The following is a 23,957-nucleotide window of genomic DNA, read 5'->3' on the forward strand; positions in this document are numbered from 1 at the left end:
ACGCCGCGTCAAGCGCAACCCCTAGTTTTTCCCGCGGGCGGCGACGACCCAGCGGCTGCCGTCGGAGACCTCGACCTCATCGACGAGGTTGAGCACGGGGCAGACGTGGTTGGGGACGACGTCGACCTCCTCGCCGATTGTTGGGAGGGGCTCGCCAGTCGGCCAGGCGACGGTGCCGTGGTGTTCGGACACGGCCGTTAGCCGCGCATCGGGCACTCCCATGATCCGGCCGAAACCGCTAGCCCAGGCCGGGCGATCGGCACTCAAGATCTTGGAGCCGGCGTCGAGGATGACCTGGTGGAGATCCGCCCGGCGCGAGATCACCCGCGCCCGGACTGTCAGGGCGATGTCTTCCCATCCGCAGGTCCCGAGTTCGAGCTGCTGGGCATCGTTGAACACATAGACGCCGGGGCGCAGCTCGGTGAGCACACTTGCATCCGCCACACGCGCGGAGGGCGTGGAGCCTCCGGAGAGGACTGGGTCACGGATTCCCAGCTCGCGCAGGATCTCGCCCGCTTGGCTCAGGGCCACGGCTTCGTCCTCGGCCGCGGCGCCCATCTGTCCCGGTTGGTAGGAATGCCCGGGGAAGGTGAAGGCGCCGCGCACCTCCAGGCCGAGGTCGAGGATTTGGCGGGCCAGCGGCCCTACCCGCTCTACGGGGACACCGGAGCGGTGGTGACCGGAATCGATTTCGATGAGGAGGGGAACGGAGGCGTCGATAAGCGAGAGGCGGCGGGCCGCCTCGACGGAATCGCAGCCGACGGTGAGCGAGACCCGCCGGGACAGCGCGGCGAGGCGATCGTCGGCCCACACGGGGTAGGCGATGAAGATGTCGTCGGCGACCTCGGCGAAGACCTCCGCCTCGCCGACCGTGGCCACCGTCAGTCCGCGCGCGCCGGCCGCCAGTTGTAGGCGGGCGATCTCGGGTATCTTGTGCGTTTTCACATGCGGGCGCAGCGGAATCTCCGAGGCCGCCATGCTGGCGATGTTGGCGCGCAGGCGGTCGAGGTCGATGCGGACGATGGGGGTCATGGGACTAGTAGCGCTCGATGGCCGCGGCTGCACCAATGTTGCGCAGGTTGGCGCGGGCGAGGTCGACCATGCGGCCGACGCCACCACCGAAGACAGTGCGGGTAGCGGCGCGGGAGAAGCCGATGAGCATCTCCCACGTTATGTTCGGCGGAATGGACAGCGCGTTGGCATCGGTGACGATGTCGATGAGCACCGGGCCCGGCTCGGCCAACGCCGCCTGGAGCTGCTTGCGCATCTTCTTCGGGTCCTCGATGCGCACGGACTTGATCCCCATGGCGGCGGCGATGTCGGCGTAATTGACCTGGTCATGATCGGTGCCGAACTCGGGCATTCCGGCGACGAGCATTTCCAGCTTCACCATGCCGAGGGAGGAGTTGTTGAACACGATCGACTTGATCGGCAGCTCATGCAGCTTCACGGTGAGCAGCTCGCCGAGGAGCATGGCTAGGCCGCCATCGCCAGAGAAGGTCACCACCTGGCGATCACGGTCGGCGAACTGGGCGCCGATGGCCTGCGGGAGCGCGTTGGCCATGGTGCCGTGGCGGAAGGAGCCAACTTCTTCTCGACGCCCGTTCGGCGTCAGGTAGCGCGCCGCCCACACGTTGCACATGCCGGTATCAACGGTGAAGATGGCATCCTCGTCCGCCAGCTCATCGATGAGTGAGGCGGCGAACTCGGGGTGGATCGGCTTGTGCTTCTCGGCATTGGAGCCATACGCGTCGATGACGCCGCCGAGGATCTTGGCATGGTTGCGCAGCTGCTTGTCCAGGAACTCGCGGCCCTTCTCCTCCACGTGCGGCAGGATGTTCTCGATCGTGGCCGCGACATCGCCGACGACCGGGTACTTGATGGTCGTGCGGCGGCCGATGTGGGAAGCATCAATGTCGACCTGGGCGACATTCTTGGAGGGCAGGAAATCCGAGTAGGGGAAGTCGGTGCCCAGGAGGATGAGCAGATCGGCCTCGTGGGTGGCGTCGTAGCAGGCGCCGTAACCGAGCAGGCCGGACATTCCAACGTCGAAGGGGTTGTCGTACTGGATGTACATCTTGCCGCCGAAAGCGTGGCCAATGGGGGACTTAATTTTCTCCGCCAGGGCGAGAACCTGCTCGCGGGCGTTCTTCACGCCGGCGCCGCAGAAAAGGGCGACGGTATCGGCCTCGTTGATGGCCTGGACCAGGGCGGCGGCCTCGGCGGGGTCGGGGAAGACGATCGGCTGTCCCGTCGCGATCTTCGAATCGAGGAACATCTGATCGCCGGCTTCGGCGGCCGCGATATCGCCGGGGATGATGAGGACGGACACGCCCTTGCCCGCCATCGTGGACTGGATGGCATGGTGCAGGATACGCGCGCCCTGGTTCGCCGAGTTCACCATCTCGCAGTAGCCGGAGCACTCCTGGAAGATCTGCTCGGGGTGGGTCTCCTGGAAGAAGTGGGAGCCGATCTGGTTACTCGGGATGTGCGAGGCGATGGCTAAGACCTTGGCGCCGTTGCGGTTGGAATCATAAAGGCCCTGAATGAGGTGGGTATTGCCCGGGCCGCAGGAGCCGGCACAGACGGCCAGCTTCCCAGTAATGAGGGATTCCGCCCCCGCGGCGAAGGCGGCGGCCTCCTCATTGCGAACGTGTACCCATTCGATGTCCGAATCGCGAATCGCGTCGACTATCGGGTTGAGGCTATCGCCCACGACTCCGTAGATTCGCTGCACTCCTTCCTTTTCGAGGGTGTTGATGAGCTGTCGAGCGAAGGTGTTTTCCATGTTTCCGAAAGTACCCGCGGTCACATTCCATCGCATGAAGCCTTTTGAAACTGTAACAACCGTTCGGTACAGTTACCCGCCGTGAGTACCGCAATACAACGATGGACCTTCCTGCTAGTTATCTCGCTCGGCCTCCTCATGATCGGCGTGGATAACTCGATTCTCTACACCGCTTTGCCGGAGCTGCGCGAGCAACTCCACATGAATGATGCCCAGGGCCTGTGGGTCATTAACGCCTACCCGCTCGTGCTGGCGGGCCTGCTGCTGGGCACCGGCACGCTCGGCGACCGCATCGGGCACCGCCTCATGTTCATCGTCGGCCTCGTCGTCTTCGGCGTCGCCTCCCTCGCCGCCGCCTTCGCCCCCGACGCCTGGCTGCTCGTCGCCGCCCGCGCCTTCCTCGGCTTCGGCGCCGCCGTCATGATGCCCGCCACCCTCGCCCTCATCCGCATCACCTTCACGGATGAGCGCGAGCGCAACACCGCCATCGGCGTGTGGGGCTCGGTCGCCGTCCTCGGCGCCGCGGCCGGCCCCGTCGTCGGCGGCCTACTCCTCGAGCACTTCTGGTGGGGCTCGATCTTCCTCATCAACGTCCCCATCGTCATCATCGCGCTCGTGGCCACGGTCATCGTCGCCCCAGCAAACATGCCCAACCCCAACAAGCACTGGGACACCATCTCCTCGCTCTATGCCCTGTTCGCCCTCTCAGGGCTGGTCATGACCATCAAGGAGACCGCCAACCCCGATCGGAAGTGGTGGCTGTTGTCCGCGGCATTGGTCATCGGCATCGCCGGTGCCATCGCCTTCACCCGCCGCCAACGCCGCCTCGACGATCCCCTCCTGGCCTTCGACATCTTCCGCTCACGGATTTTCTCCGGCGGCGTGCTCGCCGCCGGTGGTGCGATGTTCGCCGTCGCCGGGCTGGAGTTGCTGACCACGCAGCGCTTCCAAATCTCCCTCGGCTACTCACCCCTGGAGGCGGGCCTGCTCGTCATCGCCGTCACCGTCGCCGCGTTCCCCTTCTCCATCCTCGGCGGTGCCTTCCTGCACCGGGTCGGGTTCATTCCGCTCATTACCGGCGGATTCGTCGCCGTAGCGCTGGGCGTGAGCCTGGCCATCTACTTCGGCACCGCCGACATCATGCCCGGCTTCGTCACCTCCCTCGCGCTCGTCGGCGCCGGTGCCGGTTCCATCATGTCGGTCTCTTCCACCGCTATCGTCGGCTCCGCCCCGGTCCGCCGCGCGGGCATGGCCGCGGGCGTGGAGGAGGTTTCCTACGAGTTCGGCACCCTGCTGTCGGTGGCAATCCTCGGTAGCCTCCTCCCCGTCCTGACCTTGTCCACGGGTTCCTACGACACGGCGTACTTCCGCATCCTCGTTGTCCTCGCCGCCGTGGCTGCCCTGTGTGCCGCCCTCACCGGTTGGTGCTTCCGCGGCAACCCCAAGGGAGCAGGTAATGCGCACTAGCAAACGCGACGTCATCATCCAGGCCGCCATCGGCATCATCGAGGCCCGCGGGGTGGATGCCGTCAGCTACGAATCCCTCGCCGAGGCCTCCGGCTTGTCCAAATCCGGCATCATCTACCACTTCCCCTCCCGCCTGGAACTGCTGCGCGGCATCATCCAGCACTTCATTGATACATGGGAGGCGGAGTTGGAGGAGATCGCCGGGGCACCGGCCTCGGAGCTCAGCGACACCCAGCGCCTGCGGGCCGTCGTCCAGAGCATGGGTGGCAACGCCGAGCGCGCCGAGTTGCTCATGTGCATCGAATCTCGAGCCCACGACGGCCTGCCTGACCTGTGGGAAAGCATGGAGAACCAGTGGATGACGGTCGCGCCGGAAAGCGAGCTGTACCCGTACCTCCTCATGTCCTACGGCCTGTGGGCGCACGATCACGTGCATCACAACACGCTGACGCTTGAGCAACGAACGCATCTCGTGGACTCGATCCTGCGCCAAATCCCGGAGTAGCCCCTAAGCTTCCCAGAATGAACCACGTTCGCACCGACCGCGCGACTGTTACCTCCTGGGCGCTGTGGGATTGGGGATCGGCCGCGTTCAACGCCGTCCTGGTCACCTTTATCTTCGCCGTCTACCTCACCGATTCGGTCGGCGCGACGGTCGATTCCTCCTTCACCCCGACCCAGCTCTACGGCTGGGCGATGGCGGTGGCGGGCGTGCTCATCGCGGTCGTTGCCCCCGTTATGGGCCAGCGTTCCGATACCCGCGGCACCCGCCGCCGCTCCCTCGCGGTGTGGACGTTCGTCACCGTCGCCCTCATGGCCTCACTGTTCGCCGTGCGTAATGATGCCCCCATCTACTTCTGGCTGGGCCTACTCATCATGGCGGTCGCCTCCGTCGTCTTCGAGTTCGCCGAAGTCAACTACTTCGCGCAGCTCAACCAGATTTCCACGCCCGAGACCGTCGGCCGAGTCTCCGGCTTCGGCTGGGGCATGGGCTACGCCGGCGGCATAGTGTTGCTGCTGACCTGCTACATCGGCTTCATCGCCGGGGATGGCGGCCTGTTCCACATCCCCACCGAGGGCGGCCTCAACGTCCGCCTGGTGGCGGTCTTCGCCGCCGTCTGGTTCGGCGTCTTCGCCCTCCCGGTCCTCCTCCGCGTCCCCGAGATCCCGCCCTCCGGTGCGTCCGAAACCCGCGGCGTCCTCAATGCTTATCGACGTCTCTTCCTCACCATCCGCGACCTCTGGCACGCCGACCGCAATGCGGTCTTCTTCCTCGTATCCTCCGCCGTCTTCCGCGACGGATTGGCCGGCGTGTTCACCTTCGGCGCGATCCTCGCCGTCACCGTCTACGGGCTCTCCCCCGGCGACGTCCTCCTCTTCGGCGTTGCCGCCAACGTCGCCGCCGCCATCGGCGCGATACTCGGCGGCTGGCTCGACGACCTCATCGGCCCCAAACCGATCATCCTCGCCTCCCTGGCCCTCATGATCGCCGCCTCCGCCGTGCTCTACTTCGTCGACGGCCCCCGCATGTTCTGGATCTTCGGCCTCGCCCTGTGCCTGTTCGTCGGCCCCGCCCAATCCTCCGCCCGCTCATTCCTCTCCCGCGTCGCCCCCTTGGGCACCGAGGGCCAGCTCTTTGGACTCTACGTCACTACCGGGCGCGCGGTGTCCTGGCTCTCCCCCGCCCTCTTCGGACTCTTCGTCTCCCTCGGCGGGGGCAGCGACCGGGTGGGCATCCTCGGCATCGGACTCGTGCTCCTCGTCGGAGCACTCCTCCTGCTACCAGTGGCGGACCCTACACGTCGCGCGCGACCAGTTCTTCCAGCGGCGTAGGCGAAATGAGGTAGGGCGCAACCTCGAGAACCGTGAACGCTCCCGACTGCCCCGCCTCCCTCAGCCGATGCGCCGCCCGCGAATAGGCAAGTGCCACGGCCGCCGTGAAGTCAGGGTTCCGATCCAGCTCCAACGTGTACTCAATCGTCTCCGTAAACCCGCCCGTATCCCCGGCAGTAATAACGTGCCCACCATGGGGCATGCCAGTGTGCTCGGCATCGAAGGTCGCCTCGTCGATGAAGTTCACCTCGACCTCATAGCCGACAAAGTAGTCCGGCATCGTGCGGATCTCATGCTCAATGCGCTCTCGATCCGCCTCGTCCGCCACCACAAAACAACGCCGCACGTGCGCCTGCTTACCCGTCAATTCCCCGGCCTCGCCCCGCCGCGCAGCGGCGAGGGCCTCGGGAGAAGGAATGGTGTACTGAACTGCCTTGTGGACACCAGCGATGCGTCGTAAAGCATCCGAATGACCCTGCGACAAACCCGGACCCCAGAACGTGTGCTGCGCCGCGCCCGGCAAAATCGCCGACGCCATCGTGCGGTTGAGCGAAAACATCCCCGGATCCCAACCCGTAGACACAATCGCGACCGTGCCGTTCTCCCGCGCGATCTCATTCATCTGCGCCCGGTGCCGCGGCACATCACGGTGATTATCGTAAGTATCCACCGTGTTCGCGTAACGAATGAACTCCGGCGCCTGCTCCGGAATATCCGTCGCAGACCCCAGGCACAGCACCGCGACATCAAACTCATCGGTGTAATTGCGAAAGTCGGCGACCGGCCACACTTGTGCGTCCGTATCCAACGATTGCCGCCTCGAAAACACCCCCGCAACGCTCATATCCGGCTGCGCCTTCACGAGCTTCTCCACCGATTTGCCCAGGTTGCCGTATCCGACGATCGCGATCCTGATATCTGCCATGTGCTGCTCCTTGCGGGGAATGCGGACTAGTTTGTCAACTACCAGGATGACACACGTAGTTGCTGCGGCGAGTGGGAACTACAGGCCAAGCCGCTTACGGTTCCGACGCCTACGCATACCCTCCCGAAAGGGTGCCTGCTCAGCCCCCGACTCCGCATACGCCCGCATTTCTGCCGCCTCCTCCTCAGCGGCCACACCACGCTCAAGGAGCTAACTTATGAAGTCCGACGCCGAAGCATCCTTGGGCAGGGTGACTGAGATTCGCTCGGGCAATGCGAAGGTCATACCGTTAGCGTATCCGCTGGTGAAGCTTTTGCAAGACCTAATTTGCGAGGGCCCACTCCCGATGCATCGCCAAGGGACTGGTTCAGGTGAAGTGACCCGGCAGGGTGCCAAAATTCTCTAGAATGTGTCGAGCCATTTCACGTTTCCGCAGGTCGTGGAGAATCGGGTTGTGCATTCTAGAGAATTTTGGCACTCGCGACGCCCTGATCGCGACGGGCTCCTCGCGACGCCAGCCCCAGACCCCCGGGCCGCTACTACTCACTGAGCTGGAGACGAGACTTGAACTCGCAACCTACGGTTTACAAGACCGTTGCGCTACCGATTGCGCCACTCCAGCACCGCGAAGCTCTCGCCCCGCTGAGTGGGAATAGTACCGCAGCAGTGGGCGGCGTCGGAAACTGCTAGGGTTGCGCACCGTGTCCACGTTGACTGAGAAGTTCGCGGCTTTCCTCACCGGTTCGGGCCGGATCGCGACAATCGACGCCGCTAAGGCTGCCCCGCCGCCCTCCCCGCTGGCTCCTATTGATCTGACGGATCACACGCAGGTGGCGGCGGTGATGGATTTGGCGGCGCGGATTGGCGATATTTTGTTGTCTTCGGGGACGTCGAATTCGGATACGAAGGCGCAGATTCATGCGGTGACGTCGGCGTATGGTCTGCATTATTGCCATGTGGACATCACGATGAACACGATCACGATCTTCACCAATATTGGGCACACGCGGAAGACTCCGGTGAATGTGTTCCGGGTGGTGCGGAAGATGACGATGGATTTTTCCAAGTTGTCGGAAGTGGACCGGTTGATTCGTTCGATTCAGGCTGGTGCCACGCCGCCGGAGGTGGCGGAGCGGATTCTCGATGAGTTGGCTGCCGCCCCCGCGCAGTATGGGACGTGGACTTCCATCATGGGGTGGGGGTTGATGGGTGGCGCGGTCGCGGTCATGCTCGGCGGTGGTTGGTTGGTGGCGGCGACGGCGTTTGCTACGTCGAGCCTCATCATGGCGATGAACACGTGGCTGGGGCGCAAGCAGCTGCCGACGTTTTTCCAGAATGTGTTTGGCGGGATCGTCGCTACGCTGCCGGCGGCGGTGATCTATTCGCTAGCAGCGGAGTTGGGTGTGCGGATTACGCCGTCGCAGATCATCGCGTCGGGCATCATTGTTCTGTTGGCGGGTTTGACCTTGGTGCAGTCCTTGCAGGACGGGATTACGGGGGCGCCGGTGACGGCGTCGGCACGCTTTTTTGAAACGATGTTGTTTACCGGGGCGATCGTCGCCGGGGTGGGTATTGGTATTTCGCTGACGGCGATGATGGGGATTTCTCTGCCGCCGCTGGAGACAAGCCCCCCGCCGAACTTCACGTCGAGTTCGGTGCGGGTGTTTTCCGGTGCGGTGGCGGCCGCGGGGTTCGCCATCGCGTGCTTCGCGGAGTGGTCCTCGGTGGTCATTTCGGCGCTGACTGCCCTGGCTGGTAGCGCGTTCTATTACTTCGCACTGTTACCCTTTGGGGTCGGCCCGGTCGTCGCGGCGTCGGTCGCGGCGGTGGTCATTGGTCTCGCCGGTGGTCTGCTCGCCCGTCGTTTCCTCATTCCCCCGCTCATCACGGCTATCGCGGGCATCACGCCTTTCCTGCCTGGCTTGGCCGTGTATCGGGGCATGTACGCCTCGATGCATGAGCAGATGCTCGTGGGCTTCACCAATATTGCCCTCGCGCTGGCCATTGCTTGTGGCTTGGCGGCGGGCGTGGTGCTCGGTGAGTGGGTGGCGCGCCGTCTGCGCCGCCCGCCGACGCTGAATCTCTATCGCTACTTCCGGCAGAGCCGCCGGCTGACGTTCCAGCAAATTGATCGCCGGAAGAGGAAAATTCCGCGCTCGTGACGTAGAATTGACTGTCTGTTCCACCCCGGACCGCTTACAGGAGGATTTGTGCCGCCCAAGGTCACCGATACCCGCCCCACCCCCGAAGCCATGCACGCCGTGGAGGAGGAGACCGCTGCCGGCGCCCGTCGTATCGTCGCCACGTATTCGACCGACTTCCTCGACGGCGTGACGTTGATGTGCATGCTCGGCGTGGAGCCGAAGGGCCTGGTGTACAAGAAGGTTGCCGCTGAGCTCGAAGAGGCGGAGCCTAAGCCGACGAAGCGCACTCGCAAGGCGTCGAAGAAGACGACCAAGAAGGCCGCTAAGAAAGCCACCAAGAAGGCAACGAAGAAGGCCACCAAAAAGACCACTAAGAAGACGACCAAGAAGGCTTAGCATTTAAGCTTATGAGCGGCGACAACAGCTTTGTGGTCGTGGCCAATCGTCTTCCGGTTGACCTGCACACCGGCCCCGACGGCACCCGCACCTGGACTCCGAGTCCGGGTGGTCTGGTCGCCGCGCTTTCACCCGTGTTGGAACGCCATGACGGCTGCTGGGTCGGCTGGCCGGGGGTCGCGGATGAGGCCCCGGAGCCATTCCGCACCGATGGGGGCGTGCTCCTCCACCCCGTGCGGCTGTCCTCGGCGGACTTCGAGGGCTTCTACGAGGGTTTTTCCAACGCCACGCTCTGGCCGCTCTACCACGACCTCATTGTCACCCCGGTCTATCACCGCGATTGGTGGGACATCTACCGCGACGTCAACCTGCGTTTCGCCACCGAAGTCGCCGAGGTCGCCGCCGAGGGGGCGACGGTGTGGGTGCAGGATTATCAGCTGCAGCTGCTGCCCGGAATTCTTCGGCAACTGCGCCCTGACCTGCGCATCGGCTTCTTCCTCCACATCCCCTTCCCCGGCGCTGATCTCTTCCGTCAGCTGCCGTGGCGCGAAGAAACGATCCGCGGCCTGCTCGGCGCGGATCTCATCGGTTTTCACCTCGAGTCCGGCGCCAACAACTTCCTGGAGTTGGCTCGCCGCGCGGGCTACGAGGTGAGCGGCACGGCGTCTACCCGGCTTATCGACGCCCACGTGCGCACCGATGGCCGCCACGTCGGCGTCGGTGCGTTCCCCATCTCCATCGACCCCACGTCCTTGGGCGAGGGTGCGGAGGGGAGTGTGGAAGCGCTGCGCGCTTCCCTGGGCAACCCGCGAACGGTGTTGCTCGGCGTCGATCGCCTCGATTACACGAAGGGGATCTTGCAGCGCCTGCTCGCCTTCGAGGAGCTGCTGGAATCGGGGGCGCTGGACCCGGAAGAGGTGGTCTTCCTGCAGATTGCCACGCCCTCGCGCGAGCGTATCTCGCAGTATCGTCAGGCTCGCTCCCGCGTGGAGGAGGCCGTGGGCCGCATCAATGGCCGTTTCGGCTCCATGGGTCACCCCGTGGTCCACTACCTGCACCAATCCTTACCCAAGTCCGAGTTGCGCACCTACTACGAGGCGGCGGACATCATGCTGGTCACCCCCTTTAAGGACGGCATGAACCTGGTGGCCAAGGAATACGTGGCCTGCCACGGCGACGGCTCGGGTGCATTGGTGCTGTCCGAATTCGCCGGCGCCGCCAGCGAACTCCCCCAGGCCAACTTGTGCAACCCCTTCGACCTGGAGTCGATCAAGCGGGCCGTGGCCACTGCCGCAACGGCGCTGGACACCACTCCGGAGGTACAGCGGGAGCGTATGCTGGCCATGCACGCCCAGGTGATCACCCACGATGTTGACCTGTGGGCGGGGTCCTTCCTCGATGCCCTGGCTAAGGTGGAGCCATGAGAGCTCGGGTGTTCGCCATTGCGGCGGTAGGAGCGTTGGCGGCGTGCTCGGCACCCCAGCCCACGATTACTGAGGCGACGTGGGAGGTCATCAACGTCTGGACCAGCCCCGACACTCCGGCGGCGGTTCCCCACGGCGGTTCCCTCGCTTTCGGTGAGGCCTCGCTGGCGGGCACCACGGGCTGCTCCCCCATTCAGGGCGCGGTGACGTTCACCCGTGATGGTGACACCGTCGCCGCCAAGGATGCGGAGGCGGTGACCATCGATCGCATCGAGATCGAACCCGCCCCCGCCAACTGCCGCGCCGCCTGGACACACGAGCAACTAAGCAGCCTTCTCGTGCCCGGCGCAACCTTCGACCTGCACCAACCAAATGACTCCGAGCTCACTCTCACGCTACGGGGTGAGGAGATCGATCGACCGGCGATCGGCTTGTCGTCGCTGAGCTAGAAGTTGATCTAGTCTCATTCCCCGGAACCACGCCCCGGGCTTGATTAAGGTGGGGCATATGACCGCCTCCCTCCACGACCTCGCCGCCGCCGAAAGTCTCCTCGTTATCAGTGATTTCGATGGGACCATCGCCGGATTTTCCACTGACGCCTACGACGTCCCGGTGAACCAGGAGGCGGTGAACGCCTTGCAGGAGCTCGCCGCGCTGCCGAACACCCACGTCGCGGTGCTATCGGGGCGTCACCTGGCCGGATTGCACCAGGTGTGTCACCTTCAGCCGCCGGTGATGTTCTCCGGGTCGCACGGAGCCGAATCGGACGTCGATGGTGTCGTGCTCACCGAGGAGATGGCTGCGCGGCTGTCCGATATCGAGGATCGCCTCGCCCCGCTCATCGCCGCCCAGCCCCTCGCGTTCGTGGAGGCCAAGCCCTTCCAGCGGGTGCTGCACGTGGCTAAGTTGGCGGCGTCCGACGAGGCTGCCGCGAAACAATTGCTCGCCCGTGCCGTCGCCCTGGAGCACCCGGGGATGAGCATGATCGTGGGAAAGAACATCGTGGAGTTCTCGGTCGCCGACGTCAACAAGGGCACCTGGATCGCCGCCACCATCAAGCGCCTGCAGCCCACACGCGCGCTGTTCTTGGGCGATGACACCACCGACGAGGACGGCTTCCTCGCGCTGCGCCCGCAAGACCTGGGCGTGAAGGTCGGCGAGGGCGAGACTGCCGCGACGATGCGGATTGCCGATACGGTGGCCGTCGGAAATCTCTTTAGCGAGCTGCTGGAGCAGCGACGGTTGAGCCAGGATTAAACGTCGTCTCCAGGATGTGCCGGGGGGCGGTGCGGTCCTGGGGGGCGTCGATAAGCTCTTGGAGGATGCGGCCGGCCGCAGCCCCCTTGTCCCGATTGGGCTGGATGACGGTGGTGAGATCGCGCCACAGGGCGAACCGCACGCCGTCGAAACCCGTGACCGAGAGGTCCGCGGGCACGCTCAGGCCCTGCTCCTCGGCGTAAGTGAGCACGCCCATGGCCATCGAGTCGGTCGTGCACAGCACCGCGGTGAGCTCCGGGTGGGTCTCCAGGAGCTCGCGGGCGGCGTCGAGGCAATGCTCGGGGTCGTTGATGTGGCGGGTGACCACCGGGACCTCCGTGATGCCCGCGGCGGCGAACTGCTCCAACGCCCCCTGCACGCGGCTGCGCTGGACGTGCATGTCGGCGGAGGCGAGCTGTGCTGGGGTGACGGGGCCGTCGAGACGCACGCGATGCAGGCGGATGCACAGCACACCGATCTTGGTGTGCCCGGCGTCGACGAGGGCGCGGGCGGCGGGCTGGATCGCCGCATGATCATCAATCCCCACGAACGGCAGGTCGGTGTCTGTCGGCTGATCGCACACCACCACCGGCAGGTGCCGAGCGCGCGCCGCCGCCAAATGCACATCATCCTTCGCCACCGAATACACCACGAACCCATCGACGACCGAGCTCCCCACCAGCGCCGACGCCGAGGCCTGATCCTCCCCCGACTCCGGGCCGGCCGGAATGAGCGTCAACGCCGAATCGGTCCCATAGGTCGCCTCCGCCATCCCTGCGAGGAAATCGACCGACGCCTGATCCTCGAAAGCGTATGACAGATGCTCCGTGAGCAGCACGCCAATCGCCCCCACCCGCCGAGTGCGCAGCGAGCGCGCCATCGGATCGGGCCCGGGATACCCGCGGGCCTCCGCGGCGGCGAGGATGCGTTCCCGCAGCTCCTTCGACAGCTGATCGGGATGGTTGTAGGCGTTGGACACCGTCGTCCGCGAGACTCCCAGCTCGGCTGCCAATGACGCGAGAGTCCCGCCTGTCCGCCCACGTTTCAGCATGGCTCGAATCTATCAGGGGTTAGACTATTCGCCGTGAAGGAACCGAAACGATACTCCTCGGAGCGGGTGCGCCTGCACCACGGCGGCCGCGAACGCACCTTCGTGGTGGTCACTCCTTCGGTCCTCCCGGCCACTCCGCGCCTGTTGTTGTACTTCCACGGCTCCCTGCAAAACGGCAACGTCGCGCGCAACTTCACCGGCCGCACCTTCGACGAGATGGCCGCGCGCACGGGCACGGTCCTCATCTACCCGGACGGGGTGGAGCGCCACTTCAACGACGCCCGCCTGCTGCTCGGCGAGCGCACTCGCGAGCTCGGCATCGACGACGTCGGTTTCACCCGCGCCCTCGTGTCGTGGGCCGTCGACCACCGCGGCGTCGACCCGTCGCAGGTCTATGCCTGTGGGTATTCCAACGGTGGGCAGATGGTCATTCGTTTGCTTCACGACGCCCCCGGTCTCCTCGCCGGAGCCGCCACCTTCGCCGCTGCCCTCCCGGAGGAGGGCAATCTCATCGAGGGCTTAGGGGCGCCGGAACCGGCGCCCTACCTGGCGATTCATGGCACGGCGGACACGATCGTCAAGTATGAGGGCGGGGTGGCTGGGCTCGATGAGGAACACCAACGCGGTTCGTTGCTCTCCGCACTGGACTCGGCGGGCTACTTCGCCTCGGTTAACGGCCTGGCCGCGGGGGACCATGAGCACACGGTGCGCGATGGGTTAATCATCGACTCGTGGGCGCGGGCCGGGCAACCGCCGGTGGAGCTGTGGAGCGTGGAGGGGATGGGGCACGTCGTCCCGGCGCCGCGCGGTGTCCAGTCCAGCATCATCGGGCCGGGATTTGATGCGATCGTCGCGGCGGACGTGGTGGCCGAGTTCTTCGGCTGGGACTAGCGGGCTCGGACTAGTTTATTTCCCCACCCGGCGCTGGCGCGCGAACTCGTTGAGCACCACACCCGCCGCGACGGAGGCGTTGAGGGAATTAACCCACCCTTCCATCGGGATGGACATGATGACGTCGCAGTTCTCGCGGACGAGGCGGGAAATGCCCTTGCCCTCCGAGCCGACGACGATGACCACGGGGTCGGTGGCGCCGTCGTAGGTGTCCAGGGTGAAATCGCCACCGGCGTCGAGGCCGACGACCTGGTAGCCGTTGTCCTTGAACTGCTTGAGCACGCGGGTGAGGTTGGTTTCGCGGGCGACGGGCAGGCGGGCGGCGGTTCCGGCGGAGGTACGCCAGGTCACGGCGGTGACGCCGGCGGCGCGGCGCTCGGGGATGACCACGCCATTGCCCCCGAACGCAGCGACGGAGCGGATGACAGCGCCGAGGTTGCGGGGGTCGGTGATGTTGTCCAGCACGACGAACATGCCCGGCTCGACCTCTCGGGCAGCATCGGCGATGAGGGTGTGCACGTCGGTGTACTTGTACGGCGGGATCTGCAGGCCGATGCCCTGGTGCAAACCGTTGCCGGTCATCTTGTCCAGCTCGAAGCGCGGCACCTCGATGATCGGGATACCCCGGGAGGCGGCAAGCGTGGCGGCCTCGGAGAGGCGATCGTCGGCGCCAGTGCCCTCGGCGACGAACAGCGCCGAAGCGGGGACTCGCGCGTGGAGGCATTCGATGACGGGGTTGCGGCCTACCACGAGTTCGTTGGTTTCTTCCTTGACGTGGCGGCCTTGGGCGCGGCGCTCGGCGAGCTTCTTGCGCTTGTACGCGGCGTGGTATTCGCGGTCTTCCGCCTTCGGCGTCGGCCCCTTGCCCTTGAGCCCGCGGCGGATCTGCCCGCCGGAGCCCTTGGTGGCACCCTTCTTGTTGGTCTTGCGTGCCCCGGGTCGTCCCTGTTTAGCCATGTGTTTTCCTAATTCTTCAGCGACCACTGCGGGCCGTCGGGGGTGTCGGTGACGTCGATGCCTGCGGCCGTCAATCGGTCGCGGACGTCGTCGGCGGATGCCCAATCCTTGTCTTTTCGGGCGGTGGTGCGGCGCTGCAATTCGGCGCCGACGAGGACGTCGAGTGCCTCCATGGCACCGTCGCTTATCGACGCCCCCGTAGCCCCCTGTGGGCCCTGTGGGTCCTGCGGGTCAACGCCGAGCACCGCCGCCATGCGGCGGACGGAGGCGGCGAGCTGGACGGCGCGATCATGCTCTCCGGCGGCCAGCGCCGAATTGCCGGCACGGACCGCCGTGTGGATTTCGGCGAGCGCGCGCGGCACGGCAAAGTCGTCGTCCATGGCGGCGGCGAACTCGGGCGTCCATTCCCCGAGTTCGACCGGGCCGACGCGGGCGAGGAAGTCCTCGATGCGCCGGTACCCGGCAGCCGCTTCAAGCAGCGAGGGCTCAGAGTACTCCAACACGCTGCGGTAGTGGGCAGAGCCTAGGTAGTAGCGCAATTCGACTGGGCGCACGAGCGTCAAAATGTGCGGTACCGCGAGCACGTTGCCCAGGGACTTGGACATTTTCTCCCCGGCCATGGTGACCCAGTGGTTGTGCATCCAATAGTTCGCGAACCCATCGCCAGCGGCGTGGGCCTGCGCGATTTCATTCTCGTGGTGCGGGAACTGCAGGTCCAGCCCGCCGCCGTGGATGTCGAAGGTATCACCCAGGTACCACGTGGCCATCGCCGAGCATTCGAGGTGCCAGCCGGGGCGACCCGCACCCCACGGGGTCGGCCAGGATGGCTCGCCAGGTTTGGCGGCCTTCCACAGCGCGAAGTCCTGCGGTGAGCGCTTGCCGTGGTTATCGGTCTCGCCCTGTTCCATCTCTTCGACGCGGTTGCCGGACAGCGAACCGTAGTCGGACCCCTCGGCAGCAACCCAAGCGGCGACATCAAAGTAGACGGAGCCGTCAACGACATAGGCGTAGCCGCGGTCCATGAGCCGCTGCATGTACTCCACCATCTGGGTGACGTGGCCGGTGGCGCGGGGCTCGACGGAGGGAGGCAGGACGCCAAGTTGGTCGTAAGCCCAGGTGAAGTGGCGCTCATAGGTGGATACCCACTCCCACCAGGGCCGATCATGCTCGGCGGCCTTGGTGAGGATCTTGTCGTCGATGTCAGTGATATTGCGGACAAAGGCGACGTCATAATCAGACGCCATGAGCCAGCGGCGCACGATATCGAAGGCCACTCCGGAGCGGACGTGCCCGATGTGCGGCTCCGCCTGCGGGGTGGCGCCACACAGATAGATCGACGCGTGGCCGGGTCTAACCGGCTCAAAGTCGCGGAGCGTGCGGGTGGCGGTATCGAAAATGCGTAATGTCACGTGGACAAGTCTAGGCGAGATTACTCCCGCCCCAGCCCTGCCACTGCGGCTTGCTCTCTTCGGCGAAGCGGTAATACTCCTTGTACTGCAGGTCGCCGGCAGCGGCCTCGTCAACGATGACAGTGGCAAATTCGTGCAACTGCAGGACCGAGGCCGGGCAGAAGGCGGACACGGGCCCCTCGACGAGGCGGCGCACGGCGTCGGCCTTGCCCTCACCGGTGGCAAGGAGGAGCAGGTGCCCGGCGCGACGAATGGTGCCCAGGCCCTGGGTGAGGACGTGGATGGGGACGTCGTCTGCGGAGTCGAAGAAACGGGCATTATCGGCGACAGTCTGCGGGTGGAGGGTCTTCAGCCGGGTGCGCGACGCCAACGAAGAGCCGGGCTCGTTGAAGCCGATGTGCCCGTTCGTTCCCACGCCCAGCAACTGGATGTCGATGCCCCCGGCTTCGACGATGGCCGTTTCGTAGCGTTCGGCTGCGGCCGTGGGGTGGGGGTCGGTGCCGTCGGGGCTGAGGACCTGGGCGTCGGGAATGTCGACGTGTTCAGTGAATTCGCTGCGGATGGTGCGGTAGTAGCTTTGCTCGTGCTCGCGGGGCAGGCCGACGTATTCGTCGAGGAGGAAGGCTCGGCAGTGGGCGAAGCTGAGCTCTCCGGCGTCGTAGCGGCGGATGAGCTCCTGGTAAGTGGCCAGCGGGGTGGAGCCGGTGGCCAGCCCGAGGGTGGCACCGCGTCGGACGTGCTCAGCAAGGACGTCGGCGGCGGTGACAGCGACGTCGGCGGCGGTGGGGCGAATGATCAATTCCACTGTGGTTGTTTCCTTACTTAACTTAGCGTTTATCAGTAATGATCTGGCCGGCGGCGACCACGACGACGACGTTGCCCTCCGCATCCAGACCCACCATATCGGCCTGGGCTCCGGCGGCGAGGTGCCCGGCGCGATCGCCGAGGCCGAGGACGCGGGCGGCCGTGGTGGAGGTAGCGGCGACGAGGGTGGGTAGGTCCACGCCGCGGGCGTAGTGGCGGGCGAATTGATCAGCGAGGGTGGACGTGCCGCCCGCTATGGAACCTTCGGAGCCGTCGGCGGTAGCGAGGCGGGCCACTCCCCCGGCGACGACGACGTCGAGGGTGCCGAGGTTGTATTCCCCGTCCTCCATTCCGGCGGCTTGCATGGCGTCGGTGACAAAGAAGGCGGCGTCACCCACGGAGTTCATGACCAAGTCGACGGTGCCGTCGGCGAGGTGGACGCCGTCGGCAATGAGTTCCACGCTGGCGATTCCTTCGGCGGCGGCGGCGATGAGGGCGGCTGCGGCCCCAGGCGCGCGGTGGTGCAGCGGGGGCATGGCGTTGAACAGGTGGGTGGCGGTGACGGTGGTTCCGGCAGCGACGGCGTCGCGAATAAAGTCCCTGGTTTGTTCGAATGAGGCGTCGGTGTGCCCGAGGGAGACGATGATGTTGTGGGCGGCGCACACCTCGAGCAGGGCGTGGGCGTTGGCGGTCTCCGGGGCGAAAGTGATCTGTCGGACGTGGCCGCGGCCGGCGCGGGCGGCACGGTCGAGCAGGCCGGGGTCGCCGGGGATGATGGCGGCGGGGTCTTGGGCGCCACAGCGACACGAGTTGACGAAGGGACCTTCGAGGTGGATACCGGCGAGGATGCCTTCATCGCACAGGACCGCGAGGACGGGAACCTGGGCGAGGATCGATTCCTCCGTGGCGGAGACGAGGCTGGCAAGCATGGTGGTCGTACCATGGGCGCGGTGGTACTCGGCGGCGATGCGGGCTTCCTCGGCCGTGGCGGTGGGGAAGGATCCACGCAGGCCACCGTGGTTGTGGATGTCGACGAACCCGGGGACGAAGGTCAGCGCGCCGTCGTCCGCGTTGCCGGGGAGCGGGTCGATGCCCGCGATCTCCGTGCCCTCGATGGCGATGCGGGCGTGGGGGACGACGCCGCGGGAGGTGGCCAGCTTTCCGATGAACTCTTTCACAATTCCAGGATAGGGCGAGCGGCACGACCTGTCCACTGGAGGTATGATGTCTTATGTCTAGGTACTTGCCCTGGTGACCGCGGAATTTTTATCAGCATGAAGCCGCGCACCTCTCCCCAGTTCACTTCCAGGAGAATCCCCATGACTGCCACGTTCCGCGGTGTCATCCCACCCGTCCTCACCCCCTTCAACGCCGACTTCAGCGTCGACACCGACAGCCTGCGCCGCCTCGTCGACCGACTCATTGACGGCGTGGTCGACGGACTCTTCGCCCTCGGCTCCTCCGCCGAAATGGCCTTCCTCACCCGCGAGAACCGCCGCGTGGCCGTGTCCACCATCGTTGACCAGGCCGCCGGCCGCGTCCCCGTCATCGTCGGCGTCATCGACATGACCACCCCGCGCGTGGCCGAGCACGTCGCCGACGCCATCGAAAGCGGCGCCCAAGGACTCGTCGCCACCGCCCCCTTCTACGTGCGCACCCACCGCAACGAGGTCATCGAGCACTTCCGCCTCATCCACGAGATGGCCCCCGACTTACCGCTGTTCGCGTACAACATCCCCATCTGCGTGCACTACACCCTCGACGCCGGGCTGCTCATCGAGATGGCGGCAGCTGGCTACATCCACGGCGTCAAGGATTCCGGCGGCGTCGATGCCGCCACCCGCGCCATGGTGGATGCCAAGCGCGCCGCCGGGCTGGATGAGTTCCTCGTCCTCACCGGCTCGGAGACCACCGTTGACCTGGCCTACCTGTGCGGCGTCGACGGCGTCGTCCCCGGCCTGGGCAACGTCGATCCGGCCGGCTACGTCGAGCTCGCCCGCCTGTGCATGGAGGGCAGGTGGGAAGAGGCCGCGGCCCTGCAAACGAAGATCACGAGCCTGTTTGGCATCGCCACCGCCGGCGACCCCTCCCGGATGGGCGGCTCCTCGGCCGGGCTCGGCGGCTTCAAGGCCGCCCTCGTCCACCTCGGAGTGCTCGACAGCGGCCGCATGGCCCCGCCGCACCAGCCCCTCAACGATGAGGAACTGGCCATCATCGGTCGCGTCGTCGACGAGTACGGCCTGAAGTAGGCCCCGATGCGCAGCGCCATCCTCGCCCTCGACATCGGCGGCACCAAGATCGCCTACGGAATCGTGCCCGACGACAGCCCCGGTGAGATCCTGCGGCCGGGCCGAATCCCCAGCCTGGCGCAGGAGCGCCGCACACTGAGCCAGCTTGCCGACGCCACGCGCCGCGCGCTTGCCGACGCCGCCGAGCTCAACCTGCACATCACCCGCGTCGGCGTCGGCGCCCCCGGCGTCGTCCGCGACAATCACATCGTCTACAACGGCGACACCATCCCCGGCTGGGCGGGCACGGACGTCGTCGGCACCCTCAGCACGCTCACCGGAGTGCCCGTGGCCTGCCACAACGATGTCCGAGTGTGGGCCTTCGGTGAACACCTCCTCGGCGCCGGGCAGCCACTGGGTGGCGCCCGTGTGCTCTACCTGTCGTTGGGCACGGGGGTGGGTGGCGCGATCGTCGATAAGCACCAGCTTCTCAGCGGCCCGACGGGCAGCGCCGGCGAGTCCGCCCACTTCGTGTGCGCGGACTTAGACGGCCTCGCTGTCGGCTGCGAGACCTCAGCCAGCGGCACCGGCCTGACCCGCTACTACAACGAACGCTCCGGCGCCGCGCCGCTCGAGCTACCCGAGATCATCACGCTGGCCCGCGGCGGGGACCGCCTGGCTACCGAGGTCATCGAGGGAAACCTCGCCGGATTCGGCCGCGCCATCGGCGCCCTGGTCACCCTCCTCGACCTCTCCGCTGTGGTCTTGGGCGGCGGCGTCGGCTCCATCGGCGACTTCATCCGCGATCCCTTCGCCCGCGGACTACGGCAGGCCAGCCTCCCCGTCAACGCCGATGTCCCCGTCTACACCACTACCCTGGGGCCAACGGCACCGCTCGTCGCCGCGGCCGCCTACGCCCGTTCCAAGGAGTAACTCATGAACGCCACCGAACTGACCTCCGCCCTGCGCGGGCGCCTCATCGTCTCCGCGCAGGCTCCCGACGGCCACGCCATGCGCGACACCCACACCCTGGCCACCGTAGCCCGGGCCTGCGTCGACGGCGGTGCCGCGGCGATCCGCTGCGGCGGTTACGGAGGGCTGGACGACATCCGCGCGATCGTCGAGAAGCTAAGTGGCAGAGTCCCGGTGTTCGGCCTCACCAAAGAAGGCGCCGAGGGCGTCTACATCACCCCGACCGTCGCCTCCGTCGAAGCCGTCGCCGGGGCTGGGGCCGACGTCGTCTGCGTCGACGCGACCTTCCGACCCCGCCAAGATGGCTCAACCCTCGAGGACCAAGTCGCCGCCGCCCACGCCGCCGGCGCGCTCATCATGGCCGACTGCGCCACCCCCGACGAAGTCCGCGCCGCCTTCGAAGCCGGCGTCGACCTCATGTCCACCACCATGGCCGGCTACACCCCCGACCGGGCAAAAACTGACGGCCCCGACCTCGACTGCGTGCGCGAATCCCGAGCACTCCTCGGCGACGAGCCCTTCCTCATCGGCGAAGGCCGCTACCGCACCCCCGCCGAAGCCGCCCACGGCCTCATCGCGGGCGCAGACGCCATCATCGTCGGCACCTCAATCACCGACCCCGGGTGGATTACGGCGCAGTTTGCGGCGCAGTTGCGCTAGGCGGACTTGTCGCGCTGCCCCATCCCGAGCAGGCGGCGCAGCGGCGCATAGTGTCGCAGCACGACCTCGCGGTAGGCCTCCGGGTCGTCCGCAGCGAGGGCATCAAGCATGTCGGCGTGGGCCTCGATGGTGAGCTCGATGTCTTCCGGCATGGAGAGTTTCAGCTGCGGTAGAACCTGCATGTGGACCTGCCAGAATGCCTCTGAAAGTTCCTTCACCAGGGGGTTTTCCAGCGGCGAGAGGAGGGTGGCGTGGAATCTCCGGTCCTCGGTGGCGAAGGAACGTCCGGCTTGATGCTGGTCGCGCATGCCTTGGACGAGGAGGTGGAGGTGGTCCATCGACTCGCCGCGGTAGGCAGCCGCGAGCTCCTCGGCGACGGAGAGATCAAGGGCCTGGCGGGTGTCGATGACGTGGATGAGGTTCTCCAGCGAGTTCTCCAGATCCAGTGTGATCCGCAGGATGAGCCCCCGAAGCAGGGGTGCCAACGACATGTCGGAGACGAATGTTCCATGGCCGTGGCGCACCTCGACGACGTCGAGGCTGGACAGCGTGCGTACCGCCTCGCGCAGGGAGGAGCGGGAGCAGCCGAGTTCCTCGCAGAGGACGGACTCGGAGGGCAGAAGATCCCCAGTTCGGAGGCGATGCGTCCGGATGTAATCCTTGATGCCTTCTTCTGCCTCGCGCGCCGCGTTGCGTGGCTTGCGAACCATGAGCAATCCTCTCTTTGGGGCGGACCTTGGGGCCGGGGGCCCGACACTCTCGCCCCCGCTTGGGGGTGCAGTTCCAGCTTATTTCATGTCTCAACAAGTCTAAAACTGTGACCTTAACGGCAGGAACAGCGGGGGTGTGATCGATGTTTCTATGTTAACTACTTAAGATCATAGAACACATCAGATGTCTGATGTATGGTTTGAGTCAGAGGTTGTTCCCCCGCCTCACCCTAGACAGCCCTAGACACCTCATAACTTAACAATGATCCCTGCCATCCCTTAAGGGAAAGGAACCAGACTATGAGCTCCAATGTCTCCCGCCGCCAGTTCTTGCGACTGACCGGTGTCCTCGCGGCCGCTGCTGGCGTGTCGGCCGGCCTGGCCGCCTGCGCCCCGTCTGATAACGGCGGCTCCTCCAGCGGCCAGACCTCCGGCGCTGCCGGTGGTGGTACCCCCAATAAGGATGGCACCATTCACGCCGCCATCTCCTATGAGCTGGGCACCAACGGCTACGACCCGATGATCACCACCTCGGCGCTGACCATCGCCGCCAACTGGCACACCCTCGAAGGCCTGACGGAAATGGACCCCGCCACCGGCGAGATCTACGCCGCCCTCGCCTCCGAGCTACCCGCAGCCACCGACGGCACGACCTACGATGTCAAGCTTCGTGATGGTGCCGTCTTCCACGATGGCTCCCCCGTCACCGCCGACGACGTCGTCTTCTCCTTCGAGCGCGTGCTCGACCCGGCCAACAAGTCGCTTTACGCCACCTTCATCCCCTTCATCGAGAAGGTGGAGGCGAAGGACGCCAACACCGTCACCTTTACCCTCAAGCACTCCACCGGCTTGTTCGCTAACCGCCTTGCCGTGGTCAAGATTGTGCCCAAGGCGATCGTGGAAGCAGACGCTAAGGCCTTCGATGCCGTCCCGACCGGCACCGGCCCTTACAAGATGACCGACAACGGCGGTACCTCCAAGTCCGTCAAGTTCGAGCGCTTCGCCGACTACACCGGTAAGTACCCGGCCCGCGCCGCGTCTATGGAATGGCAGATCATCCCCGATGCTTCTACCCGCATCAATGCCATCCAGTCCGGCTCCTCCCAGGCCATTGACTCGGTGCCGTACCTCAACATCGATCAGCTCAAGGCCAACAGCTCCGTCGAATCCATCCAGGGCTTCGGCCTCCTGTTCGCGATGTTCAACCATGACTCGTCTAACAAGTTCAGCGACGTCAAGGCCCGCCAGGCATTCATGTACGGCATCAACATGGACAACGTGTTGACCACCGCGATGCTCGACCAGGCCACCGCCGCCACCAGCTTCCTGCAGAAGGAGCACCCGAACTACCACGAGGCGTCCACGGTCTACACCTACGACGAGTCGAAGGCGAAGTCGCTGTTCGAAGAGGCAGGCGTTACCAGCCTCCGCATGCTGTGCACCGACCATGACTGGGTGAAGAAGTGCACCCCGCTCATCCAGGAGTCCCTGACCAAACTCGGCATCGCCGTCGAGTTCACCGAGCGCAAGTCCTCCGACGTGTACAACACGATCGACGGCAAGCCGGAATCCTACGACGTGGTCATCGCCCCCGGCGACCCGTCCGTCTTCGGCAACGACCCCGACCTCCTCCTGCGCTGGTGGTACGCCGGTGACACCTGGACCGACACCCGCATGCACTGGAAGGGCTCCGAGTCCTACAACAAGGTTCAAGAGCTTCTCGACGCCGGCAGCAAGGCCACCGACGCCTCCGCCGCCCAGGACTCCTGGAATCAGATCTTCGATCTGCTTTCCGAAGAGGTCCCCCTCTACCCGCTGTTCCACCGCAAGGCCCCCACCGCGTGGAACGCTGACACTCTGGTTGACTTCAAGCCGATCGCTCTGACCGGCCTGAGCTTCGTCGACGTGGGAACCACCAAGTAACCAGCTCTTCGGCAACCCACCCTCATAGCATCACCACCAGCAACCGGGGTCCGGTCGCAGACCGACCGTCTGCCCAGGCCCCGGTTTTTGCGTGCAGTTCGCATGTGCCTTCCCACAG

22 protein-coding genes and 1 tRNA gene are annotated in these 23,957 nt (G+C 65.6%); 13 read left to right on the top strand and 10 right to left on the bottom strand.

All coding sequences use genetic code 11. From position 1 onward, the window contains the following. Positions 1–21: 21 nt before the first annotated feature. Both CATRI_RS11270 and CATRI_RS11275 read right to left on the bottom strand, forming a co-directional pair. Positions 22–1,032, bottom strand: coding sequence for an alanine racemase (locus CATRI_RS11270; RefSeq protein ID WP_290217623.1), 1,011 nt, complete (start codon positions 1,030–1,032; stop codon positions 22–24). 4 nt (positions 1,033–1,036) lie between these two features. Next, positions 1,037–2,788 carry a pyruvate dehydrogenase gene (locus CATRI_RS11275; protein ID WP_290217625.1) on the bottom strand — a complete coding sequence of 584 codons (1,752 nt, stop codon included), beginning with the start codon at positions 2,786–2,788 and terminating at the stop codon, positions 1,037–1,039. Positions 2,789–2,869: 81 nt separating this feature from the next. On the opposite strand from CATRI_RS11275, the gene CATRI_RS11280 reads away from it, so the two are divergent. Genes CATRI_RS11280 through CATRI_RS11290 form a run of 3 tightly spaced genes read left to right on the top strand, consistent with a single transcriptional unit; the run spans position 2,870 to position 6,088 of the window. Beyond that, positions 2,870–4,255, top strand: coding sequence for an MFS transporter (locus tag CATRI_RS11280; protein WP_290217627.1), 1,386 nt, complete (start codon positions 2,870–2,872; stop codon positions 4,253–4,255). Further along, positions 4,245–4,760 carry a TetR/AcrR family transcriptional regulator gene (locus CATRI_RS11285; RefSeq protein ID WP_290217629.1) on the top strand — a complete coding sequence of 172 codons (516 nt, stop codon included), beginning with the start codon at positions 4,245–4,247 and terminating at the stop codon, positions 4,758–4,760. Before CATRI_RS11280 ends, CATRI_RS11285 begins: the two co-directional genes overlap by 11 nt. A 17-nt stretch (positions 4,761–4,777) precedes the next feature. Then, positions 4,778–6,088: an MFS transporter gene (locus tag CATRI_RS11290; protein WP_290217631.1), complete on the top strand. Its 1,311-nt coding sequence runs from the start codon at positions 4,778–4,780 to the stop codon at positions 6,086–6,088. Here CATRI_RS11290 and CATRI_RS11295 read toward each other — a convergent pair. Both CATRI_RS11295 and CATRI_RS11300 read right to left on the bottom strand, forming a co-directional pair. After that, positions 6,051–7,013 carry a diaminopimelate dehydrogenase gene (locus CATRI_RS11295; RefSeq protein WP_290217633.1) on the bottom strand — a complete coding sequence of 321 codons (963 nt, stop codon included), beginning with the start codon at positions 7,011–7,013 and terminating at the stop codon, positions 6,051–6,053. The two genes, CATRI_RS11290 and CATRI_RS11295, sit on opposite strands and share 38 nt — an antisense overlap. A gap of 549 nt (positions 7,014–7,562) precedes the next feature. Continuing rightward, positions 7,563–7,635: transfer RNA gene (locus CATRI_RS11300), tRNA-Thr, on the bottom strand. Positions 7,636–7,714: 79 nt separating this feature from the next. Between CATRI_RS11300 and thrE the strand changes: the two genes are divergently transcribed. From thrE to otsB, 5 genes are read left to right on the top strand one after another with little or no spacing between them, the layout of a single operon-like run. Beyond that, positions 7,715–9,175, top strand: coding sequence for a threonine/serine exporter ThrE (thrE, locus tag CATRI_RS11305; protein WP_290217635.1), 1,461 nt, complete (start codon positions 7,715–7,717; stop codon positions 9,173–9,175). A gap of 48 nt (positions 9,176–9,223) precedes the next feature. Then, positions 9,224–9,553 carry a hypothetical protein gene (locus CATRI_RS11310; protein ID WP_290217637.1) on the top strand — a complete coding sequence of 110 codons (330 nt, stop codon included), beginning with the start codon at positions 9,224–9,226 and terminating at the stop codon, positions 9,551–9,553. An 11-nt stretch (positions 9,554–9,564) separates the two neighbouring features. Next, positions 9,565–10,977: an alpha,alpha-trehalose-phosphate synthase (UDP-forming) gene (locus CATRI_RS11315; protein ID WP_290217639.1), complete on the top strand. Its 1,413-nt coding sequence runs from the start codon at positions 9,565–9,567 to the stop codon at positions 10,975–10,977. After that, positions 10,974–11,426: a hypothetical protein gene (locus CATRI_RS11320; RefSeq protein WP_290217641.1), complete on the top strand. Its 453-nt coding sequence runs from the start codon at positions 10,974–10,976 to the stop codon at positions 11,424–11,426. The genes CATRI_RS11315 and CATRI_RS11320 overlap by 4 nt, the downstream gene beginning before the upstream one ends. Before the next feature lie 58 nt (positions 11,427–11,484). After that, positions 11,485–12,234: a trehalose-phosphatase gene (gene otsB / locus CATRI_RS11325; RefSeq protein WP_290217643.1), complete on the top strand. Its 750-nt coding sequence runs from the start codon at positions 11,485–11,487 to the stop codon at positions 12,232–12,234. On the opposite strand, the gene CATRI_RS11330 is transcribed toward otsB, so the two are convergent. Continuing rightward, a complete protein-coding gene (locus CATRI_RS11330) occupies positions 12,194–13,285 on the bottom strand; it encodes a LacI family DNA-binding transcriptional regulator (RefSeq protein WP_290217645.1) in 1,092 nt (363 codons plus the stop codon). The genes otsB and CATRI_RS11330 overlap by 41 nt on opposite strands. Before the next feature lie 33 nt (positions 13,286–13,318). On the opposite strand from CATRI_RS11330, the gene CATRI_RS11335 reads away from it, so the two are divergent. Further along, positions 13,319–14,176: a CE1 family esterase gene (locus CATRI_RS11335; RefSeq protein WP_290217647.1), complete on the top strand. Its 858-nt coding sequence runs from the start codon at positions 13,319–13,321 to the stop codon at positions 14,174–14,176. 15 nt (positions 14,177–14,191) lie between these two features. Here the strand turns inward: CATRI_RS11335 and rlmB are convergent, their stop codons facing one another. Genes rlmB through CATRI_RS11355 form a run of 4 tightly spaced genes read right to left on the bottom strand, consistent with a single transcriptional unit; the run spans position 14,192 to position 18,524 of the window. Next, the gene (gene rlmB, locus CATRI_RS11340; protein ID WP_290217649.1) at positions 14,192–15,133 is read right to left on the bottom strand and encodes a 23S rRNA (guanosine(2251)-2'-O)-methyltransferase RlmB; all 942 of its coding nucleotides are present in this window, start codon (positions 15,131–15,133) and stop codon (positions 14,192–14,194) included. An 8-nt stretch (positions 15,134–15,141) separates the two neighbouring features. Beyond that, positions 15,142–16,542 carry a cysteine--tRNA ligase gene (gene cysS, locus CATRI_RS11345; RefSeq protein ID WP_290217650.1) on the bottom strand — a complete coding sequence of 467 codons (1,401 nt, stop codon included), beginning with the start codon at positions 16,540–16,542 and terminating at the stop codon, positions 15,142–15,144. 10 nt (positions 16,543–16,552) lie between these two features. Next, positions 16,553–17,347 (bottom strand): glucosamine-6-phosphate deaminase, encoded by a 795-nt coding sequence (gene nagB / locus CATRI_RS11350; RefSeq protein WP_290217652.1) that lies wholly within the window; start codon positions 17,345–17,347, stop codon positions 16,553–16,555. Between the two features lie 22 nt (positions 17,348–17,369). Then, on the bottom strand, positions 17,370–18,524 hold the full coding sequence (locus CATRI_RS11355) for an N-acetylglucosamine-6-phosphate deacetylase (RefSeq protein WP_290217654.1): 1,155 nt from the start codon (positions 18,522–18,524) through the stop codon (positions 17,370–17,372). 141 nt (positions 18,525–18,665) lie between these two features. On the opposite strand from CATRI_RS11355, the gene CATRI_RS11360 reads away from it, so the two are divergent. The 3 genes from CATRI_RS11360 to CATRI_RS11370 are packed head-to-tail and all read left to right on the top strand — an operon-like array spanning position 18,666 to position 21,206. Then, the gene (locus tag CATRI_RS11360) at positions 18,666–19,595 is read left to right on the top strand and encodes a dihydrodipicolinate synthase family protein (protein ID WP_290217656.1); all 930 of its coding nucleotides are present in this window, start codon (positions 18,666–18,668) and stop codon (positions 19,593–19,595) included. A gap of 6 nt (positions 19,596–19,601) precedes the next feature. Further along, positions 19,602–20,507: an ROK family protein gene (locus CATRI_RS11365; protein ID WP_290217658.1), complete on the top strand. Its 906-nt coding sequence runs from the start codon at positions 19,602–19,604 to the stop codon at positions 20,505–20,507. A gap of 3 nt (positions 20,508–20,510) precedes the next feature. Next, the gene (locus tag CATRI_RS11370) at positions 20,511–21,206 is read left to right on the top strand and encodes an N-acetylmannosamine-6-phosphate 2-epimerase (protein ID WP_290217660.1); all 696 of its coding nucleotides are present in this window, start codon (positions 20,511–20,513) and stop codon (positions 21,204–21,206) included. Here the strand turns inward: CATRI_RS11370 and CATRI_RS11375 are convergent. Continuing rightward, the gene (locus CATRI_RS11375) at positions 21,203–21,916 is read right to left on the bottom strand and encodes a FadR/GntR family transcriptional regulator (protein WP_290217661.1); all 714 of its coding nucleotides are present in this window, start codon (positions 21,914–21,916) and stop codon (positions 21,203–21,205) included. The genes CATRI_RS11370 and CATRI_RS11375 overlap by 4 nt on opposite strands. Positions 21,917–22,216: 300 nt before the next feature. Here CATRI_RS11375 and CATRI_RS11380 point away from each other — a divergent pair, with 300 nt between their 5' ends. After that, on the top strand, positions 22,217–23,839 hold the full coding sequence (locus CATRI_RS11380) for an ABC transporter substrate-binding protein (protein WP_290217663.1): 1,623 nt from the start codon (positions 22,217–22,219) through the stop codon (positions 23,837–23,839). Positions 23,840–23,957: the final 118 nt, after the last annotated feature.

The sequence above is a fragment of the Corynebacterium atrinae genome, assembly GCF_030408455.1.
GTDB classification, from domain to species: Bacteria; Actinomycetota; Actinomycetes; order Mycobacteriales; family Mycobacteriaceae; genus Corynebacterium; species Corynebacterium atrinae.

Excerpts from the sequence above, each read along its gene's own strand:
- CATRI_RS11270 (WP_290217623.1), bottom strand. The coding sequence starts at position 1,032 with ATGACCCCCATCGTCCGCATCGACCTCGACCGCCTGCGCGCCAACATC.
- CATRI_RS11275 (WP_290217625.1), bottom strand. The coding sequence starts at position 2,788 with ATGGAAAACACCTTCGCTCGACAGCTCATCAACACCCTCGAAAAGGAA.
- CATRI_RS11285 (WP_290217629.1), top strand. The coding sequence starts at position 4,245 with ATGCGCACTAGCAAACGCGACGTCATCATCCAGGCCGCCATCGGCATC.
- CATRI_RS11290 (WP_290217631.1), top strand. The coding sequence starts at position 4,778 with ATGAACCACGTTCGCACCGACCGCGCGACTGTTACCTCCTGGGCGCTG.
- CATRI_RS11295 (WP_290217633.1), bottom strand. The coding sequence starts at position 7,013 with ATGGCAGATATCAGGATCGCGATCGTCGGATACGGCAACCTGGGCAAA.
- CATRI_RS11315 (WP_290217639.1), top strand. The coding sequence starts at position 9,565 with ATGAGCGGCGACAACAGCTTTGTGGTCGTGGCCAATCGTCTTCCGGTT.
- CATRI_RS11320 (WP_290217641.1), top strand. The coding sequence starts at position 10,974 with ATGAGAGCTCGGGTGTTCGCCATTGCGGCGGTAGGAGCGTTGGCGGCG.
- otsB (WP_290217643.1), top strand. The coding sequence starts at position 11,485 with ATGACCGCCTCCCTCCACGACCTCGCCGCCGCCGAAAGTCTCCTCGTT.
- CATRI_RS11330 (WP_290217645.1), bottom strand. The coding sequence starts at position 13,285 with ATGCTGAAACGTGGGCGGACAGGCGGGACTCTCGCGTCATTGGCAGCC.
- rlmB (WP_290217649.1), bottom strand. The coding sequence starts at position 15,133 with ATGGCTAAACAGGGACGACCCGGGGCACGCAAGACCAACAAGAAGGGT.
- CATRI_RS11360 (WP_290217656.1), top strand. The coding sequence starts at position 18,666 with ATGACTGCCACGTTCCGCGGTGTCATCCCACCCGTCCTCACCCCCTTC.
- CATRI_RS11365 (WP_290217658.1), top strand. The coding sequence starts at position 19,602 with ATGCGCAGCGCCATCCTCGCCCTCGACATCGGCGGCACCAAGATCGCC.
- CATRI_RS11370 (WP_290217660.1), top strand. The coding sequence starts at position 20,511 with ATGAACGCCACCGAACTGACCTCCGCCCTGCGCGGGCGCCTCATCGTC.
- CATRI_RS11375 (WP_290217661.1), bottom strand. The coding sequence starts at position 21,916 with ATGGTTCGCAAGCCACGCAACGCGGCGCGCGAGGCAGAAGAAGGCATC.
- CATRI_RS11380 (WP_290217663.1), top strand. The coding sequence starts at position 22,217 with ATGAGCTCCAATGTCTCCCGCCGCCAGTTCTTGCGACTGACCGGTGTC.